The sequence below is a fragment of the Sphingomonas sp. BE123 genome, assembly GCF_031456015.1.
GTDB lineage: Bacteria > Pseudomonadota > Alphaproteobacteria > Sphingomonadales > Sphingomonadaceae > Sphingomonas.
Map to the genome: position 1 here is coordinate 1493859 of NZ_JAVDTW010000002.1, position 17744 is coordinate 1511602.

General features: G+C 65.2%; 20 protein-coding genes. 15 read left to right on the forward strand and 5 right to left on the reverse strand.

The window, feature by feature from the left end:
* Position 1: 1 nt before the first annotated feature.
* The 11 genes from J2Y54_RS15410 to J2Y54_RS15460 all read left to right on the forward strand — a co-directional run bounded on the left by J2Y54_RS15410 (position 2) and on the right by J2Y54_RS15460 (position 10585).
* Complete coding sequence (locus tag J2Y54_RS15410; RefSeq protein ID WP_310040995.1) at positions 2-538, forward strand: hypothetical protein; 537 nt, start codon at positions 2-4, stop codon at positions 536-538.
* A complete protein-coding gene (gene nuoI, locus J2Y54_RS15415; protein ID WP_310040998.1) occupies positions 535-1020 on the forward strand; it encodes an NADH-quinone oxidoreductase subunit NuoI in 486 nt (161 codons plus the stop codon). The genes J2Y54_RS15410 and nuoI overlap by 4 nt, the downstream gene beginning before the upstream one ends.
* Positions 1021-1050: 30 nt before the next feature.
* Positions 1051-1662: an NADH-quinone oxidoreductase subunit J gene (locus tag J2Y54_RS15420; protein WP_310040999.1), complete on the forward strand. Its 612-nt coding sequence runs from the start codon at positions 1051-1053 to the stop codon at positions 1660-1662.
* Positions 1659-1964, forward strand: coding sequence for an NADH-quinone oxidoreductase subunit NuoK (gene nuoK, locus J2Y54_RS15425; RefSeq protein WP_066663206.1), 306 nt, complete (start codon positions 1659-1661; stop codon positions 1962-1964). The genes J2Y54_RS15420 and nuoK overlap by 4 nt, the downstream gene beginning before the upstream one ends.
* Positions 1964-4072, forward strand: a complete 2109-nt coding sequence (gene nuoL / locus J2Y54_RS15430; protein WP_310041001.1) for an NADH-quinone oxidoreductase subunit L — start codon at positions 1964-1966, stop codon at positions 4070-4072. The genes nuoK and nuoL overlap by 1 nt, the downstream gene beginning before the upstream one ends.
* A complete protein-coding gene (locus tag J2Y54_RS15435; protein WP_310041003.1) occupies positions 4069-5616 on the forward strand; it encodes an NADH-quinone oxidoreductase subunit M in 1548 nt (515 codons plus the stop codon). The genes nuoL and J2Y54_RS15435 overlap by 4 nt, the downstream gene beginning before the upstream one ends.
* Positions 5616-7070: an NADH-quinone oxidoreductase subunit NuoN gene (gene nuoN, locus J2Y54_RS15440; protein ID WP_310041005.1), complete on the forward strand. Its 1455-nt coding sequence runs from the start codon at positions 5616-5618 to the stop codon at positions 7068-7070. Before J2Y54_RS15435 ends, nuoN begins: the two co-directional genes overlap by 1 nt.
* Positions 7067-7765 carry a biotin--[acetyl-CoA-carboxylase] ligase gene (locus tag J2Y54_RS15445; protein ID WP_310041006.1) on the forward strand — a complete coding sequence of 233 codons (699 nt, stop codon included), beginning with the start codon at positions 7067-7069 and terminating at the stop codon, positions 7763-7765. The genes nuoN and J2Y54_RS15445 overlap by 4 nt, the downstream gene beginning before the upstream one ends.
* Positions 7766-7776: 11 nt before the next feature.
* Complete coding sequence (locus tag J2Y54_RS15450; RefSeq protein ID WP_310041007.1) at positions 7777-8550, forward strand: type III pantothenate kinase; 774 nt, start codon at positions 7777-7779, stop codon at positions 8548-8550.
* A gap of 124 nt (positions 8551-8674) precedes the next feature.
* Positions 8675-10315, forward strand: a complete 1641-nt coding sequence (locus tag J2Y54_RS15455) for a ribonuclease J (RefSeq protein WP_310041009.1) — start codon at positions 8675-8677, stop codon at positions 10313-10315.
* 9 nt (positions 10316-10324) lie between these two features.
* Positions 10325-10585 carry a DUF1467 family protein gene (locus J2Y54_RS15460; RefSeq protein WP_310041011.1) on the forward strand — a complete coding sequence of 87 codons (261 nt, stop codon included), beginning with the start codon at positions 10325-10327 and terminating at the stop codon, positions 10583-10585.
* A 2-nt stretch (positions 10586-10587) separates the two neighbouring features.
* Here J2Y54_RS15460 and J2Y54_RS15465 read toward each other — a convergent pair whose 3' ends face one another.
* Genes J2Y54_RS15465 through J2Y54_RS15480 form a run of 4 tightly spaced genes read right to left on the reverse strand, consistent with a single transcriptional unit; the run spans position 10588 to position 13540 of the window.
* On the reverse strand, positions 10588-11043 hold the full coding sequence (locus tag J2Y54_RS15465; protein ID WP_310041014.1) for a GNAT family N-acetyltransferase: 456 nt from the start codon (positions 11041-11043) through the stop codon (positions 10588-10590).
* Positions 11040-11807 carry a hypothetical protein gene (locus tag J2Y54_RS15470; protein ID WP_310041016.1) on the reverse strand — a complete coding sequence of 256 codons (768 nt, stop codon included), beginning with the start codon at positions 11805-11807 and terminating at the stop codon, positions 11040-11042. The genes J2Y54_RS15465 and J2Y54_RS15470 overlap by 4 nt, the downstream gene beginning before the upstream one ends.
* A gap of 21 nt (positions 11808-11828) precedes the next feature.
* Complete coding sequence (locus tag J2Y54_RS15475) at positions 11829-12947, reverse strand: M14-type cytosolic carboxypeptidase (protein WP_310041018.1); 1119 nt, start codon at positions 12945-12947, stop codon at positions 11829-11831.
* Entirely contained in the window at positions 12944-13540 is a 597-nt protein-coding gene (locus tag J2Y54_RS15480; RefSeq protein ID WP_310041020.1) for a DUF4136 domain-containing protein, read from the reverse strand. Before J2Y54_RS15480 ends, J2Y54_RS15475 begins: the two co-directional genes overlap by 4 nt.
* 165 nt (positions 13541-13705) lie before the next feature.
* Here J2Y54_RS15480 and ykgO point away from each other — a divergent pair, with 165 nt between their 5' ends.
* Complete coding sequence (ykgO, locus tag J2Y54_RS15485; protein ID WP_066663252.1) at positions 13706-13831, forward strand: type B 50S ribosomal protein L36; 126 nt, start codon at positions 13706-13708, stop codon at positions 13829-13831.
* 23 nt (positions 13832-13854) lie between these two features.
* The gene (locus J2Y54_RS15490) at positions 13855-14463 is read left to right on the forward strand and encodes an HAD family phosphatase (protein WP_310041023.1); all 609 of its coding nucleotides are present in this window, start codon (positions 13855-13857) and stop codon (positions 14461-14463) included.
* On the opposite strand, the gene pyk is transcribed toward J2Y54_RS15490, so the two are convergent.
* The gene (gene pyk, locus J2Y54_RS15495; protein WP_310041026.1) at positions 14460-15917 is read right to left on the reverse strand and encodes a pyruvate kinase; all 1458 of its coding nucleotides are present in this window, start codon (positions 15915-15917) and stop codon (positions 14460-14462) included. The two genes, J2Y54_RS15490 and pyk, sit on opposite strands and share 4 nt — an antisense overlap.
* 75 nt (positions 15918-15992) lie before the next feature.
* Between pyk and J2Y54_RS15500 the strand changes: the two genes are divergently transcribed.
* Positions 15993-16367: a DUF1244 domain-containing protein gene (locus J2Y54_RS15500; protein WP_310041028.1), complete on the forward strand. Its 375-nt coding sequence runs from the start codon at positions 15993-15995 to the stop codon at positions 16365-16367.
* A gap of 48 nt (positions 16368-16415) precedes the next feature.
* On the forward strand, positions 16416-17741 hold the full coding sequence (locus J2Y54_RS15505; protein WP_310041030.1) for an amidohydrolase family protein: 1326 nt from the start codon (positions 16416-16418) through the stop codon (positions 17739-17741).
* Positions 17742-17744 lie beyond the last annotated feature (3 nt).

Here is a 17744-nt window from a genome sequence, read left to right on the forward strand (position 1 = left end):
CGTGGGCAAGCTCGCGTCACTCTTGTTTGGCCTTACGTCGATGTTCGTTGGAGCGTCGCCCGTTTCCGCACAGGAGCAGGGGGTTGTGCCCGCGTCTGTCGCTGGCAAGGCCTTTGCGTGCTATTTTCGCCCACTCAAACCGGGCAAAATTGACGACCTCATGGCTCAAGAAGGTCAGTTACTCGGGTTTGTGTTGTCATTGGACGGCGGCAAGATGTCGGTCGTTTTTCACGATCCGCATGGAATTGCTGAAAGCCTTCCATTCGAGCGGGCTATTTCGCCGACCTCGGACGGGGGGACGATCGTGCTACTTGGCAAAAATGATGCCAGCGGGCTGCTGATCAGTGTAGATAAACCAAACCAGGCCATGGCTGGCGGGGCCGGCGCGACAATATTCAGGCGCAGCAAGAGCGATGCCGCGATTCAAGCCCGCAATGAATGGTTTGGTTCTTGTGGTAGCCAAGCTGGGAACGCTGCTGCCGCACTCCAGGCTTTGAAAACATTACCTGAGAAGACGAAAGGCCGTTCTTCACAATGAGCATCGCCCAACTCGTCCGTTCGTTCACCCTGTGGGAATTCGTGAAGGCGCACGCCCTCACGCTGAAGTATTTCTTCAAGCCCAAGGCGACGATCAACTATCCCTACGAGAAAAACCCGCTGTCGCCCCGCTTCCGCGGCGAGCATGCGCTGCGTCGTTATCCGAACGGCGAAGAGCGCTGCATCGCGTGCAAGCTGTGCGAGGCGATCTGTCCGGCGCTGGCGATCACGATCGAGGCCGAACCGCGCGACGACGGCAGCCGGCGCACCACGCGCTACGACATCGACATGACCAAGTGCATCTATTGCGGCCTGTGCCAAGAAGCATGCCCGGTGGACGCCATTGTCGAGGGGCCGAATTTCGAATTCGCGACCGAAACCCGTGAGGAGCTGATCTATCACAAGGACAAGCTGCTCGCGAACGGCGACCGCTGGGAACGCGCAATCGCCGCGAACCTTGCCGCCGATGCACCGTACCGTTAAGCGCGCGGCACCAAAGGGGCACATGATTCCGTGATTCAAGCAATCGCCTTCTATCTCTTCGCCGGGGTGGTGATCCTCTCCGCCGCGATGACGATCACCGCCCGCAATCCCGTTCATTCGGTGCTGTGGCTGATCCTGGCGTTCTTCAACGCCGCCGGCCTGATGGTGCTGGCGGGGGCGGAGTTCATCGCGATGCTACTGGTCATCGTCTATGTCGGCGCGGTCGCGGTGCTGTTCCTGTTCGTCGTGATGATGCTCGACATCGACTTTGCCGAGCTGCGCGCCGGCTTCGTCCGCTACGCCGTGTTCGGCCTGGCCATTGCGGTGGCGCTGGCGGCGGAGATCGTGATCGGGACGATGGCGTGGACCGCGGGCAAGATCGACCTTGCCAAGCGGATCGCGCCGATCGACCCGCAGGTGTCGAATATCGAAGCGATCGGCATGCTGCTCTACGGCCGCTATTTGTATCTGTTCGAGGCCGCCGGCTTCATCCTGCTCGTCGCCATGGTCGGCGCGATCGTGCTGACCCACCGCCAGCGCGGCGGGGTGATGAAGCAGAATGTCTGGCGCCAGATCAACCGGCGTCAAAAGGACGCCATCCGCAACGTTAATCAGCCCGTCGGGCAGGGGGTGGAGCTGTGATCGGCCTCACGCATTACCTCGTCGTCAGCGCGATCCTGTTCACCATGGGCGTGCTCGGCATCTTCATGAACCGCAAGAACCTCATCGTCATCCTGATGGCGATCGAGCTGATCCTGCTGAGCGTGAACCTCAACCTCGTCGCCTTCTCGTCGTATCTTGGCGACCTGGTGGGGCAGGTGTTCGCGATGTTCGTGCTGACCGTTGCGGCGGGTGAGGCCGCGATCGGCCTTGCCATCCTTGTCATCTATTTCCGCGGCCGCGGCACGATCTCGGTCGACGACGTCAATCGGATGAAGGGCTGATGTCTTCGATCCATTTCATTGTATTCCTGCCGCTTCTGGCAGCGATCGTCGCGGGCTTTAGCAACCGCGCGTTCGGCACCGCATTCCCGAAGATCGTCACCACCGGCGGCCTGTTCGTCGCGGCGATCCTCAGCTGGATGACGTTCATCCCGTTCCTCAATGGCACGGCGGAGCCGCAGGTCATCAAGGTGCTGACCTGGATGAACTCGGGCGACCTGATGGTCGACTGGGCGCTGCGCGTCGACAGCCTGACCGCGGTGATGCTGGTGGTGGTGACGAGCGTTTCGGCGCTGGTCCACCTCTACAGCTGGTCGTACATGGAAGAGGACCCGGATCAGCCGCGCTTCTTCGCGTACCTCTCGCTGTTCACCTTCGCCATGCTGATGCTGGTGACCGCCGACAACCTGCTGCAGATGTTCTTCGGCTGGGAAGGCGTGGGCCTCGCAAGCTACCTGCTGATCGGCTTCTGGTTCAAGAAGCCGTCGGCCAATGCGGCGGCGATCAAGGCGTTCGTGGTCAACCGCGTCGGCGATCTTGGCTTCATGCTCGGCATTTTCGGCGTGTTCCTGGTGTTCGGGACTATTTCGATCCCCGAGATCCTGGAAGCCGCGCCCGGCATGGCCGGTAGCACGATCGGGTTCCTCGGCTATCGCGTCGACACGTTGACCGTGCTCTGCCTGCTGCTGTTCGTCGGTGCGATGGGCAAGTCGGCGCAGCTCGGTCTGCACACTTGGTTGCCCGACGCGATGGAAGGCCCGACCCCGGTGTCGGCCCTGATCCACGCGGCGACGATGGTCACCGCGGGCGTGTTCATGGTGTGCCGCCTGTCACCGCTGTTCGAACAGGCGCCGATCGCGCTGGACTTCGTCACCTTCATCGGTGCCGCGACCTGCCTGTTCGCCGCGACGGTCGGCACGACGCAGACCGACATCAAGCGCGTCATCGCCTATTCGACCTGTTCGCAGCTCGGCTACATGTTCTTCGCCGCGGGCGTCGGCATGTATGGCGCGGCGATGTTCCACCTGTTCACCCACGCCTTCTTCAAGGCGTTGCTGTTCCTGGGTGCCGGTTCGGTGATCCATGCGATGCACCATGAGCAGGACATGCGCTACTATGGCGGTCTGCGGAAGCACATCCCGGTCACCTATTGGACGATGATGGCGGGCACGCTCGCGATCACCGGCGTCGGCATCTACTGGCTTCACGCCGGGTTCGCGGGCTTCCACTCCAAGGACGCGATCCTTGAGGCAGCGTACGCAGCCGGGGGTGGCGGTCAGGCAGCGTTCTGGGTCGGCGTGTTCGCCGCGCTCCTCACCAGTTTCTACAGCTGGCGCCTGATGTTCCTGACCTTCTTCGGCACACCGCGCTGGACGCAGTCGGAGCATATCCAGCACGCGCTGCATGACTCGCACGGCCATGACCATGCGCATGATGAGGCCCACGGCCATGCGGTCGCGCATGCGGAGAACCCGCCGGCGCAGGAAGATGCGGGCCACGAACCCCACGCCCATGCACCGGGCGCGCATGAAACGGCGGACGGCACTGGCGGATACCATCCGCACGAAAGCCCGGTGCCGATGATGATCCCGTTGCTGGTGCTGAGCCTTGGCGCGGTCTTCGCCGGCTTCGTCTTCAACAAGTTCTTCATCCAGCCCGAGGCGGGTGAGATCTTCTGGAAGGGCGCGGTCGCGTTCGACACCCACCTGGCGCACGCGATGCATGAAGTGCCGCTGTGGGTGAAGCTGTCGGCCAGCATCGTCATGCTGCTCGGCCTGTTCGGGGCGTGGGTCGCGTACATCAAGTCGCCGACCATTCCCGCGCGCTTCACCGAGACGTTCTCGCTTCTCTACAAGTTCCTGCTGAACAAGTGGTATTTCGACGAGCTGTACAATGTGCTGTTCGTGAAGCCGTCCTTCTGGTTCGGCCGCCTGTTCTGGAAGCAGGGTGACGAGGGGACGATCGACCGCTTCGGCCCGAATGGCTCCGCCGCGCTGGTCCGCTTTGCGGGCGTGTGGAGCGGGCGCCTCCAGTCCGGATATGTCTATAGCTATGCGTTCGTCATGCTGATCGGCCTGACCGCAGCCGTTACCTGGGTGATCACGCGATGAGCGGCATTCTCTCCATCATGCTGATCGTGCCGCTGGTCGCGGCGATCGCATGCCTGTTCACCACCGCGAACAATGCGCGCTGGATCGCGCTGATCGCGACGCTGATCGACCTGGTGCTGGGCGGCGTGTTGTGGGCCAATTTCGAGATTGGCGGCCCGCAGTGGCAGTTCGTCGAGTACACGCCGATCTTCGGCCGCTTCGCCTGGGCGCTGGGCATCGACGGGTTCGCGCTGCTGCTGATCATGCTGTCGGTGTTCCTGATGCCGATCTGCATCGGCGCCAGCTGGACCGCGATCGAAAAGCGCGTGCCGGAATATATGGCGGCGTTCCTGATCACCGAAGTGCTGATGATCGGCACCTTCGCGGCGCAGGACATCTTCCTGTTCTACATGTTCTTCGAAGCCGGCCTGATCCCGATGTTCCTGATCATCGGGATCTGGGGCGGGGCGAACCGCATCTACGCGTCGTATAAATTCTTCCTCTACACGCTGCTCGGCTCGCTGCTGATGCTGATCGCGATGATGTACATGAGCATCACCGCCGGCACGACGTCGATCCCAGAGCTGATGGCGTATGACTTCCCGGCGGATGTCCAGACCTGGCTGTGGCTGGCGTTCTTCGCATCGTTCGCGGTCAAGATGCCGATGTGGCCGGTCCACACCTGGCTGCCCGACGCACACGTGCAGGCGCCAACCGCAGGGTCGGTGATCCTGGCGGGCGTGCTGCTGAAGCTTGGCGGATACGGCTTCCTGCGCTTCAGCCTGCCGATGTTCCCCGAAGCATCGGCGCAGCTGATCTGGCTGGTGTTCGGCCTGTCGTGCATCGCGGTCGTGGTTACCTCGCTGATCGCGCTGGTGCAGAACGACATGAAGAAGCTGATCGCCTATTCGTCGGTCGCCCATATGGCGATCGTGACGCTAGGTCTCTTCACCTTCAACCGGCAGGGGATCGAGGGCGCGATGATGGTGATGCTGGGCCACGGCCTGGTGTCGGGCGCGCTGTTCCTGTGCGTCGGCGTGATCTACGACCGTCTGCATACGCGTGAGATCGACCGTTACGGCGGCCTCGCGATCAACATGCCGAAATACGCGGTCCTGTTCATGCTGTTCACGATGGCGTCGGTCGGCCTGCCGGGGACGAGCAACTTCGTCGGCGAATTGCTGGCACTGATGGGCACGTATCAGGTGTCGACGCTGGCGACGCTGATCGCGACCACCGGCATCATTCTGGGCGCGGCGTATATGCTCTACCTCTACCGCCGCGTCGTGTTCGGTGACCTGACCAAGGACGACGTCAAGGCGATGCCGGACCTGAACAAGCGCGAAATGGCGCTGCTGGCGCCGATCGCGGCGGCAGTGCTGTGGATGGGCGTCTATCCCGAAAGCTTCCTCGCCCCGATGCGAGCCGACGTTGCGACCTTGCTGGCGCGGATCGAACGCGCGCGTCCGGCGGGCGACAGCCTGCCGACCCCGGGCAATCCGGCTGCGGCCAAGGCCGCGCATACGCCTGAGCACAAAACTGCCGAGCATGGAGCGGCACACTGATGGATTACGCCGCACAACTTTCGATGGTCCTGCCCGAGATCGTCCTGTCGCTGGGCGGTCTGGCGCTGCTGATGGTCGCAGCCTGGGGCGGCCCGGCCGTGTCCCGTGCAGTGAGCTGGGTCGCGGTTGCCGTGCTGATCGGCGGCGGCGTCGCCCTGACTGGCCCGGCATCGTCGGGTGGCACCGCATTTGACGGGCTGTACCGCGCGGATCTGTTTTCGGCCTATGCCAAGGCGCTGATCTTCTTCGCCGCCGCGATCTCGATCATCATCGCCCCGCGCTTCTTCGCGCGCACCTCGGGTGAGGATCTGCGTCCCGAATATCCGATCCTGATCCTGTTCGCGACCGCGGGCATGGGGATCATGGTGTCGGCGAACGACCTGCTGACGCTCTATGTCGGGCTCGAGCTCAACAGCCTTGCGTCCTACGTCCTCGCCAGCTTCATGCGCCGCGACGTGCGCTCGGCCGAAGCGGGTCTGAAGTATTTCATCCTCGGTTCGCTCGCCTCGGGCATCCTGCTCTACGGCATCAGCCTGGTGTACGGGTTCAGCGGCACGACGGTGTTCGGCGACATCGCCGCCGCCTATGCGGCGGGCAGCAACACCGGCCTGCTGTTCGGCCTGGTGTTCGTGTTCGCCGGCCTTGCATTCAAGATGTCGGCGGTGCCGTTCCACATGTGGACCCCGGACGTGTACGAAGGCGCGCCGACCCCGGTGACGACCTTCTTCGCCAGCGCGCCCAAGGTTGCGGCGATGGCGCTGTCGGTCCGCGTCGCGATCGAGGCGATGGGTCCGGTGACCAGCGACTGGCGCCAGATCGTGATCTTCGCGGCGCTCGCCTCGATCGTGCTCGGCGCGGTCGCGGCGATCGGGCAGCAGAATATCAAGCGACTGCTCGCTTACTCGTCGATCAACAATGTCGGCTTCGCGCTGATCGGCCTTGCCGCCGGGACTGCCGAGGGCGTGGCGGGCGTGCTGACCTATCTCACCATCTATGTGGTGATGACGCTGGGCAGCTTCCTCGTCGTGCTGCAGATGCGCGACGCCGATGGCCAGCCGGTCGAGACAATCGCCAGCCTGTCGGGCCTGTCGCGCACGCGCCCGGCGCTGGCGGCGGCCCTCGCGATCTTCATGTTCAGCCTTGCGGGCATTCCGCCATTGTTCGGCTTCTGGGCGAAGTTCGCGGTATTCGAGGCAGCGGTGAAGGCGGACCTGTTCGCGCTCGCGGCAATCGGTATCGCCGCGTCGGTGATCGGTGCCTTCTATTACCTCAAGATCGTCAAGACGATGTACTTCGACGAACCGGCCCCGGCCTACGCTAAGGGCGACAGCGCGCTTGAAGGCGGGCTGATCGCGGCAGCGGCAGTGTTCGTTTCGCCGCTCGGCTATCTGCTGATCCCGGTGCTCGGCGCATGGTCGATGGCGGCGGCGCAGGTGCTGTTCCGGACGACATGATCCGGACCGTCGCGGAGACGGGCTCGACCAACGCCGATATGCTGGCGCTCGCTGTGGCGGGCGCTAGCGAGGGCAGCTGGCTACGCGCCGAACGTCAGACGGCGGGCAAGGGGCGACAAGGCCGGGCGTGGGAATCGCCGGTCGGAAATTTCTACGGCAGCACGCTGGTCCGCCTGCGCCCGACCGACCCGCCCGCGCCGGCGCTGGCGCTGGTGACCGTCGTGGCGCTGGAGGAAGCGGTGCGCGTGTTCCTCCCCGCGGGCGCGACGATCAAATGGCCCAACGATCTGCTGATTGGCGGCGCGAAGCTGTCGGGTGTGCTGCTCGAGCGCGCCGGGGAGGCGGTCGTCGTCGGGATCGGCGTCAACCTGACCCACCATCCCGAACTGCCCGATCGCCCCGCGACCAGCCTGGCCGCGCAGGGCGTGGCGGTGGATGCTGCGACCTTTGCCGAGGTGCTTGCCGAAAGCTTCGCCCGCTGGCTGTCACGCTGGCGCGGCGAGGGGCTGGAGCCGGTGCGCCAACGCTGGCTCGACCGCGCGCATCCAATCGGTACCGCGCTCACCGCCCGTCTGCCTGACGGCACCGGCCATGACGGCCTGTTCGACGGCCTGTCCGGCGATGGCGCGCTGATCCTGCGCTTGGCCGATGGGTCGCGGCATGTCATTCATGCGGGCGACGTCTTCCTGATCTGAAGGACCAATCCATGCTGCTCGCGATCGACGCCGGCAACACCAACATCGTCTTTGCGCTGGTCGAAGGGCGCACGGTCAAGGCGCGCTGGCGCATCGCGACCGATCCGCGCCGCACCGCCGACGAATATGCCGTCTGGCTGAGCCAACTGCTCACCCTTGAAGGCTATGAGCGCAGCGTCGTCACCGGCGTCATCATCGGCACCGTCGTGCCGCGCGCGCTCCACAATCTGGAAGTGCTGTCGCAAAAATATTTCGGCTGCACCCCGCTCGTCGCGGGCCGCGACGGCTGGCCGATCGCGCTGGACGTCGAGGAGCCGCAAAGCGTCGGCGCCGACCGCGCGCTCAACATCATCGCCGCGCATGAAAATCACCCGGGCGATCTGATCATCATCGATTTCGGCACCGCCGCCACCTTCGACGTCGCCGACTATACCGGAGCCTATAAGGGCGGGATCATCGCGCCGGGCATCAACCTGTCGCTCGACGCTTTGGTCACCGCCGCCGCGAAGCTGCCGCGCATCGCGATCGAGGCGCCCGCCAATACCAGCGTCATCGGCCGCAACACGGTCGATCAGATGCATATCGGCATCTACTGGGGCTATATCGCGATGATCGAGGGGCTGGTCGCGCGAATGAAGGCCGAGATCGGCCGCCCGGTGAAGGTGATCGCCACCGGTGGCCTGGCGGTATTGTTCGAAAAGCAGACCGATGTGTTCGACGTGATCGAACCCGACCTGACGATTCAGGGTTTGGCGATGCTGTGGGAGCGAGCAGGGTCGAAGTGATTTGCTTTTTTGCGTCACCCCCGCGAAAGCGGGGGCCCATCTCCTCCCTGTTCGGCATGCGGCGCGTTCACGAGATGGCTCCCCGCATTCGCGGGGATGACGATGTTGATGTGAAGGACACCTATTGACCCCCGGTAACGAACTCCTCTTCCTCGCGCTCGGTGGCTCGGGCGAGATCGGCATGAACGTCAATCTCTATGGCTGTCAGGGCAAATGGATCATGGTCGATTGCGGCGTGATCTTTGGCACGCCCGACTATCCCGGCATTGACCTGATCCTGCCCGACCTGCAGTTCATCGAGGAGCGGCTAGACGATCTGCTCGGCATCGTGCTGACCCATGGGCATGAGGATCATATCGGTGCGCTGCCCTATCTCGCGGGTGACCTTGGCGTACCGCTCTATGCAACGCCGTTCACTGCCGGCCTGATCCACGGCAAGCTGGACGAAGAGGGGCTTGCCGACCGCGTCGAGCTGAACGTCGTGCGCGAAGAGGAGCCGTTCCAGATCGGCCCGTTCGGCATCCGTTACCTGCCGCTCGCGCACTCGATCCCCGAGGGGAATGCGGTGCTGATCGACACGCCCCATGGTCGCGTGTTCCACACCGGCGACTGGAAGATCGACGAAACCCCGGTGATGGGCGGCGCATCGACTGCCGAGGAACTGACCGCGATCGGCGACGAAGGCGTGCTGGCGCTGGTGTGCGATTCCACCAACGTTTTCAATCCCGAAGCCTCGGGCTCCGAATCCGCCGTGCGTGAGGGGCTGGACGAAGTCGTCGCGGGCATCAAGGGCCGGGTGCTCGTCACCACTTTCGCTTCCAACGCCGCGCGGCTGCAGACGCTCGGCGAAGTGGCCAGGGATACCGGGCGCGCGATGTGCGTCGCCGGGCGCTCGCTCGACCGCATCCTGCGCGTTGCCAAGGCGACCGGCTATCTGCGCGACTTCCCCGAGACGGTCGATTTCGAAACCGCGATGAAGCTGCCGCGCGACAAGGTGATGATCATCGCCACCGGCGGGCAGGGCGAACCGCGCGCCGCGCTCGCCCGCATCGCCGACGAGACGCATCAGCTGAAGCTCGAATCCGGCGATACCGTTGTCTTCTCGTCCAAGCAGATCCCCGGCAACGAAATGGCGATCGGGCGGATCATGAACACGCTGGCGGGCAAGGGGGTCGAGATGATCACCGACCGTCAGGCGTTCGTCCACGTCTCCGGCCATCCCGGCCGCCCGGAGCTGGCGGCGATGTACGACTGGATCCGCCCCGACATCCTCGTCCCCGTCCATGGCGAGATGCGCCATATCGCCGAACATGCCCGGTTCGGTCGCGCGCATGGCATTCCCAATGCGGTGGTGCAGAATAATGGCGAGATCATCCGCCTTGCGCCGGGCAAACCGAAAAAGGTCGGCACTGCGCCGGCGGGACGGCTGGTGCTGGACGGCGACGTGATCCTGCCCGCCGATGGGACGACGATCAACGAACGGCGCAAGCTCGCCCTGTACGGCCAGATGTCGGTCGCGGTGGCGATCAAGGCCAACGGCAAGCTGGCCGGCCAGCCCGAGGTGCGCATTCAGGGCGTGCCGGCGGAGGAAGATCGCGACGCGCTGATCGCCGACGCCAGCGACGCCGCGGCGAAGGCGGTAAGCGAGGCGCGCGGCGCAGATCGCGAAAAGCTGCGCGAGGCGATCCGGCTCGCGGCACGCCGGGTCGCGGTGCGCTATACCGGGAAGAAGCCGGTGATGGACGTGATGCTGATCGAGGTTTAAACAGCAGCCATGAACTGGTTCAGCGCGCTCGCAATCTATTTCCTGTTCTGGTTCCTCGCCCTGTTCCTGGTGCTGCCCTTCTTCGCGCGCACCGGGGTCGAGGCGGGGGAGGTGCTGATCAAGGGCCAGGCCGAAAGCGCGCCGCAGCGTTTTCAGGCGCGTGCGATCGCCAAATGGACGACGATCGTCGGTACCGCGCTGTTTGCGGCCTTCTACCTCAATTACGTCAATGGCTGGATCACCGCCGACATGCTCGATTACTGGAACTGAGCTTAGGTCAGGTCGAGCGCGTAGAAGCGGTTGAAATCGCTTTCGACATAGCCGGCAAAGGGCGGGCAGGCGACGAACCCGTAGCGGCGGTAAAGCGCGTGCGCCGCCTCGAACAGCGGCCCGGTGCCGGTTTCCAGCTTGAGCGCGGAATAGCCTCGGTTGCGCGCAAGGCCGACAATATGGTCGAGGATCGCGAACCCCACGCCCGTGCCGCGCGCGGCGGCGGTGGCGCGCATCGACTTGACTTCACCCGTCAGCGGATCGAGCTGCTTGAGCGCGCCGACCCCGAGCAGCGTGTCGCCATCCCATGCACTCAGGAAGGTGATGTCGGGCGTCTTGAGACCGGAGAGGTCGAGGAAATGGCACGTCCCCGGCGGGGAATGATCCGACATCTCCCGCGCGTGCAGTTCGAGCAGCGCGATCACCTGTGGCGCGTCGAGGTCGCCGGTGCGGATCATCGTCGCGGGCGCTCCACACCGAAGCTGAAGCGGGCGGCCACGGCGCGCCCGTCGCGCTCGCGCGCGGGTTCGAACTTCACCGCGCGCAGTCGTTCGCACATCTGGATGTCAAAGGCGTCGACCTGCGTCGGTGCGGCGAGCATGCAGCCGCTGACGCTGCCATCCGCCTCGACCTTCAGCGAGCCACTGGTGCCGCCGACGCTTGAGGGCAGGCCGTCATCCGGGCCGAACCCGACGGTCGCGGCGCTGATCGGCGTCAGCGGCCTCGGCATCGGGCGCGCGACCATCGGCATGACGCCGCCCGCTGCGGTCTGCATGCGGATGCGGCCAGCGGTATAGCGCACACGGATCGCCAGCGTCCCGCCAAGGCGCGTGCCCGACCGGTTGAGTGCGGGGTAGAAGCGCAGATAGCGCATGAGGTGCGGGCAGGCATGATCGTCGAACGCTGCGCTACCGCTCGGCACGGCGATGCTGCAGGACTGCGGAACGCCGGTCGCGGCAACGTCGAGGGTGACACCGACCGCGACATTGTGATCGTCCGCGTCTGCCACCGGTACCGGGAACCGCCCCTGCTGATAGGGGAAGTCTTTCCAATTGACCTCCAGCCTGCGTACCAGTTCGGGATCGGGTTCCTCTCCACGATCGATCTGCAAACCGATCGACGCTTCACGCTGGTTTCGGTCAGCGCCGACCCACGGCTCGCCGAGCTTAGGGGGAAGTGCGGCCTGCGCCAGCGCCGCTGCGGTAATGGTCAGTGCAATCATCATTCCCCCCCATAAACCGGTCTAAATCGCGTCGATCATCCCCGCCAGCGTATCGAGGCAGGCATGCGCCAGCGCCTTGCACCGCTCGGGCGACCAGCCGAATTCGGCGTCCGGGCTCGGGTCATGGTCCTTGAACGGCATTTCCAGCGTCATCGACACCGCGCCGAAGCGCTCGGCGAGCTGGTTTGTCGACATCGACAGGTTTGCCTGGCCCGGCGCGGACTTGTCATAGCCCTTTTCGAGCTGGAACAGCGGCGTCGCCTCAGCAAGGCGGCGGCCGAATTCATAGTATTTTTCGCCGAGTGCGTCGGTCCAGCTCGGAATGCCCTCGAACCCCGCAAGGAAGTTCGCCGGAATCGCCTCGTCCCCGTGCACATCCATCGCGAAATCGACCCCGGTTTCGTCCATCGCCGCGCGGACGAGGAAGACCTCGGGGCTCTGTGCCATGGTCGGGGCATGCCATTCGCGGTTCAGGTTCACCCCCGCCGCATTGGTGCGCAGATGCCCGCGGAAGCTGCCGTCCGGGTTCATGTTCGGCACGATGTGAAACGTCGCCTTGGCCCGCAGCGCCTGGGCAGTCGAGTCATCGGGATCGGTCAGCTTCTCCAGCGCCCCCTCGGCCCACCATTCGGCCATCGATTCGCCGGGGTGCTGGCGGGCATAGAGCCACACCTGTTTCGGCCCGGTGCCGAGCGTCAGCAGGTCGATCGCGCGCCCGTCCAGCGTCTGGCCCAGTTCGCGATGCGTCACGCCGGGCTGCGCCGCCATGCGCGCGATCAGGTCGGCGTGGCGCTCCATGCTGTAGGGCGCAAAATAGGCGAACCATGCCACATCGCTGTCGAAACGGTGGGTGAAGCTGAACACGCCGCCAGCATAGCTGCCGTCGGTCAGACGCCAGGTTTCGCGATCGGTGCTCACCCGCGCGCGATAGCCCGGCCAGCCGAACGCGTAGGCCGCCTTGCCGGCATTCACGATGCGGAAGGTCAGCGTTCGCCCCTTCGCGCCGGCGACGCGAAAGTGGAACCACTGGAAGAAGTCCGACTGGTGGTCGGCGACGATCTCGACATCGACGGTGTCCCCGTCGATGCCGATCAGGCGGATGTTGCCGCTGTCGAATGCGGCGTTGATCTGAATGGTCATTTCACCGTGATAGTGATGCCCGACTGACCGGGAAAGCCCTTGAACAGCGCGTCGGCAAGCTTGGCGGCCGTATCGGCCGGTTGTGTGCCGTCAGCGGCGCCGAGCGTCTCGGTCATCGCCTTGCCCTCCCAGATGACGGTATTGTCGCCGCGACGACGCAGCTGGACGGCCAGTTCCGATGCATAGACCGTGCGGGTCTTGCTGCCGATCCCGACGCTTGTTCCCACACCAACGCCGACCCCGCCGCCATAGCTGCCACCGCCCACGCCGATCGTCAGCGGCGGGCGGGTGCGGACCTGCCCCCGATCGGTGCGACGAAAATCGACCGAGGCGAGATAATCCGCCGTTGCCGATTCGGGCGCGGCGGTGAACCCCATCGCCGTCATCGTCGCCGCGACGGCGTCGACATAGAGTTGCGCCTCGGGGCCCGCCGGGCCGGCAGCTACCGGCTGGACCGCGACCGTCCCGGTCGGAATCGGCTGCGACAGATGGTAACGGGTCACATCGATCGGCGCGCTTCCGCCCATCGTGGTCGAGCAACCCGCCACGGCAGCGGCGGAGAGGGCGAGGGCAAGCATTGCACGGGTCTTCATCGGACACATCCTCCTGCCGTGCAGGCGCCACGGCTCAACGCCTCAACATCGTTACGGGGGCGGAGGTTCCGTTGCCAAGCTTTCCTTGACTTGTCGGCCCGTCCCGACTAGGCGAGCGCCTCTTTTCCGGCACCCGCCATAATTCAAGATAGTAGAGAATCGGTCATGAAGATCGTGAACAGCCTGAAGTCGCTCAAGGATCGCCATCGCGACAACCGCGTGATCCGTCGTCGCGGCCGCGTGTACGTCATCAACAAGACGCAGCGTCGCTTCAAGGCCCGCCAGGGCTAAGCCCGACGCAAGGGGACAGGGACGTGCGCGCCGTTATCTTCGATATCGGCAACGTCCTGTTCACCTGGCATCCGCGGTTCTTGTACGAGCGCCTGATCGGTGACGATCGGGCGCTCGACGCGTTTGTGCGCGACGTTGTCACGCTGGAGTGGCATTTCCAGCATGATGCCGGCCGCGATTTTGCCGACACGTCGGCGGAACTGAGCGCGCGCTTTCCCGAACATGCCGAGCTGATCGCCGCCTGGGGGCCACGCTTCAACGAAAGCGTCGGCGGGCCGGTGCCGGGGATGCACGAGCTGGTCGCAGAACTTGATGCGGCGGGTGTGCCGCTGTTCGCGATCACCAATTTCAGCCACGAATTCTGGCCGCCGTTCCGCGCCGAATGGCCGGGCCTGTTCGACCGCTTCCGCGATGTCGTGGTGTCGGGCGACGAAAAGCTGGTGAAGCCCGATCCCGCCATCTACCACCTCGCGCTCGCCCGGTTCGGGCTGGGGCCGCATGAGGCGGTGTTCATCGACGACAATGCCGCCAATGTCGCGGCTGCCCGCGCGCTCGGGATCCGGTCGGTGCTGTTCACGCAAGAGTCGGACGCCCGGCGCGAACTGGTCGACGCCGGGCTGCTGCGCGGTTAGTCGCGGCCCTTCAACTCGTCGCCGATCAGCGTCACAACGTGCAGCACGTTGGTCGAACCCGGCGTGCCGAACGGGACACCGGCGCACACCACGACGCGGTCACCGCCCTTGGCAATCCCCTGGCGCAGCGCCATGCGCTTCGCCTTGGCCACCATTTCCTCGAACGAATCGACATCCTTGGTGTGGACCGCATGCGTGCCCCACAGCAGGCCCATGCGCCGCGCCGTTTCGGCCTTTGGTGTCAGCACCAGGATCGGCACCGACGGACGTTCGCGTGCGATCCGGCGCGCGGTGGACCCGGACATGGTGAAGCAGATGATCGCGCTCGCCGAGACATTCGCCGCGATCGACTTGGCCGCCTCGGCCAGTGCGTCGGCGGTGGTCGGGTCGGGGCGCATCACGGTGAAGTGGACGCGGTCGCCATGCGCGGGGTCGCGCTCGACCGAATCGGCGATGGCGTCCATCATCGTGACCGATTCGATCGGCCACTGGCCCGCCGCACTTTCCGCCGACAGCATGATCGCGTCGGCACCGTCATAGACGGCCGTGGCCACGTCCGAGACTTCGGCGCGGGTCGGGGAGGGCGAGGTGATCATCGATTCGAGCATCTGCGTCGCGACGATCACCGGCCGTCCCATGCGGCGCGATGTTTCAACGATGCGCTTCTGCATCGGCGGCACGGTCTGCGGCGGCAGTTCGACGCCAAGGTCGCCGCGCGCAACCATCACCCCGTCGCAGGCCTCAACGATCTCGTCGAGCCGTGCGACCGCGCTCGGCTTTTCGATCTTGGCGAGCAGCGCGGGGCCGTCGCGCCCGATCAGGCGGCGTGCCTCGGCCAGATCCTCGGGCCGTTGGACGAACGACAGCGCGATCCAGTCGACCTTCTGCTCGACGGCAAAGGCCAGGTCGCTGCGATCCTTCTCGGTCAGCGCGGCCAGCGGCAGGATCATGTCGGGGACATTCAGCCCCTTCGAATTCGACAGCACGCCGCCAACCTCGACCCGCGTGTCGATATAGCCATCGCCATAACCGGTCACGCGCAGCACCATCTTGCCATCGTCGAGCAACAGGCGCGCGCCTTCGGTAACCGCCTCGAAAATCTCGCGATGCGGCATTTCGACGCGGGTAGCGTCACCCGGTGTCGGGTCGCGGTCGAGGCGGAAGCTGGCGCCGGTTGCCAGCGTCACCTTGCCGTCGGCGAACTTGCCGACGCGCAGCTTCGGTCCCTGCAGGTCGGCCAGGATGGTGGTCGGGCGGCCGGTGGCCTGTTCCAGCGCGCGGATCGCCTGAATCACCGGCACCTTCGACGCCTGGTCGCCATGGCTCATGTTGATGCGAAAGGCATCGGCACCGGCGGCATGCAGTGCCGCGATCATCTCGGGCGTGTTGCTGGCCGGACCCAGCGTCGCCAGCACGCGAACCTTGCGCGATCGCGGTGCCATTGCCTTTGTCATCGCCGAAGCCTCCATGTCTTGCCTGCGCCGGTCCCTAGCGCCAAATGAAGACTATTCAACCGTGGAGGCGCGTCCGTGACAACGTTGGACAAAATCGACGACCGCGTGGCGGCCGCAGCGTTCCGCCGGCTGGTACGTCATTTGCGCCACCGGACCGATGCGGAGAATATCGAGCTGATGGGGCTTGCCGGGTTTTGCCGCAACTGTCTGGCCGATTGGGTCAGCGAAGCGAGCGACGGCGAGCTCGACCGCGATGCCGCGCGCATGGCGATCTATGGAATGCCCTATGCGGCCTGGAAAGCGCAGCATCAGGGCGAAGCGACGCCCGAGCAAGTGGCGCGGATGGAGGCGAGCATCGCGCGCAACAAGCGAGAGGCTGAACTCGACGCCGAACTCGATGACAGCTTTCCGGCCAGCGATCCGCCCTCGATCACCCAGCCTGGGGGCTAGTCACTTTCCCCGTTTGCGGCCTAGGCTGCGGCAAACAGGGAGAGATCGATGTTCCGAATCGCCGCCGTTACCGCAGCGTTGCTCGCCGCGTCGCCACTTGCCGCCCAGAGCGCCGCGCCCAAGGTCCAGTTTATTCACGCCGGAACCCTGCTCGCGACGCCCGGTACAGCACCGCGCGGGGCCAGCACGATCGTCGTGCGCGATGGCAAGGTGGTCGAGATTCGCGACGGGTTCGTCACGCCTGAGGGCGGAGCGCAGCTGATCGACCTCAAGGACCGCTATGTCCTTCCCGGGCTGATCGACATGCACGTCCATCTCTACTCGTCGGGCTATCCGCTGCAGGCGCGGATGGAGGGGAACGGCAAGGATCTGGAAGACCGGTTCGTCGCAGCGGCCGGGCATGCGCGCGTGACGCTGGAGGCTGGCTTCACCACGGTTCGCGATCTGGGCGGCGAGGCGCGCGGGGTGCGGGCGCTGCGCGACGCGGTCAATCGCGGCGATCTGGCCGGACCGACGATCGTCAATGCCGGGCGCATGATCTCGGTCCATGCCGGGCATGGCGATGCCAACGGCCTGAACCGCGAAGCCGCGCATGTCGAGCGCGAGGAAGCGACCCATCTGTGCAATGGCGCCGATGACTGCCGTCGCGCGACGCGCGACCAGATCTTTACCGGCGCCGAAGTGATCAAGTTCGCCGCATCGGGCGGGGTCGGTTCGAACATTGCCGGCGGGCTCGAAGCGCAGATGACGTTCGAAGAGATGAAGGCGATCGTCGACACCGCCCATGCCTTTGGTCGCAAGGTCACGGCCCACGCGCATGGCAAGTCGGGGATCGACATGGCGATCCGCGCCGGGGTGGATTCGATCGAGCATGGCAGCTTCATCGATGCCGAGACGGTCAAGCTGCTGAAGGACAAGGGCGTCTATCTCGTCCCCACGATCCACGCGTTCGAAAGCGTGATCCGGCAGGCGCGCGCGGGCGAACGTCCCCCGGCCAGCGCGGCCAAGGCCGAAGAAGTGTCGAAGGTGGTCAAGGAAAGCCATCGCCGCGCGATTGCGGGCGGGGTTCGAATCGCGTTCGGCACCGATTCCGGCGTCGGTCCGCACGGCACCAACGCGCTTGAATTCACCTATATGAACCAGGTCGGGCTTGCCCCCGCCGACGCGATCCGTTCGGCAACCGTCGATGCTGCCACATTGCTGGGCCGCAGCGATCGGATCGGCCGGATCGCGCCCGGCATGGACGCCGACATCATCGCCGTGCCGAGCGACCCGGTCGCCGACTTGCGGCAGATGGAGAAGGTTCAGTTCGTGATGCGGCGCGGGGTGGTGTTCAAGGCCGACGGCAAGCGCACAGCGTTCCCGGGGGAGTAAGGG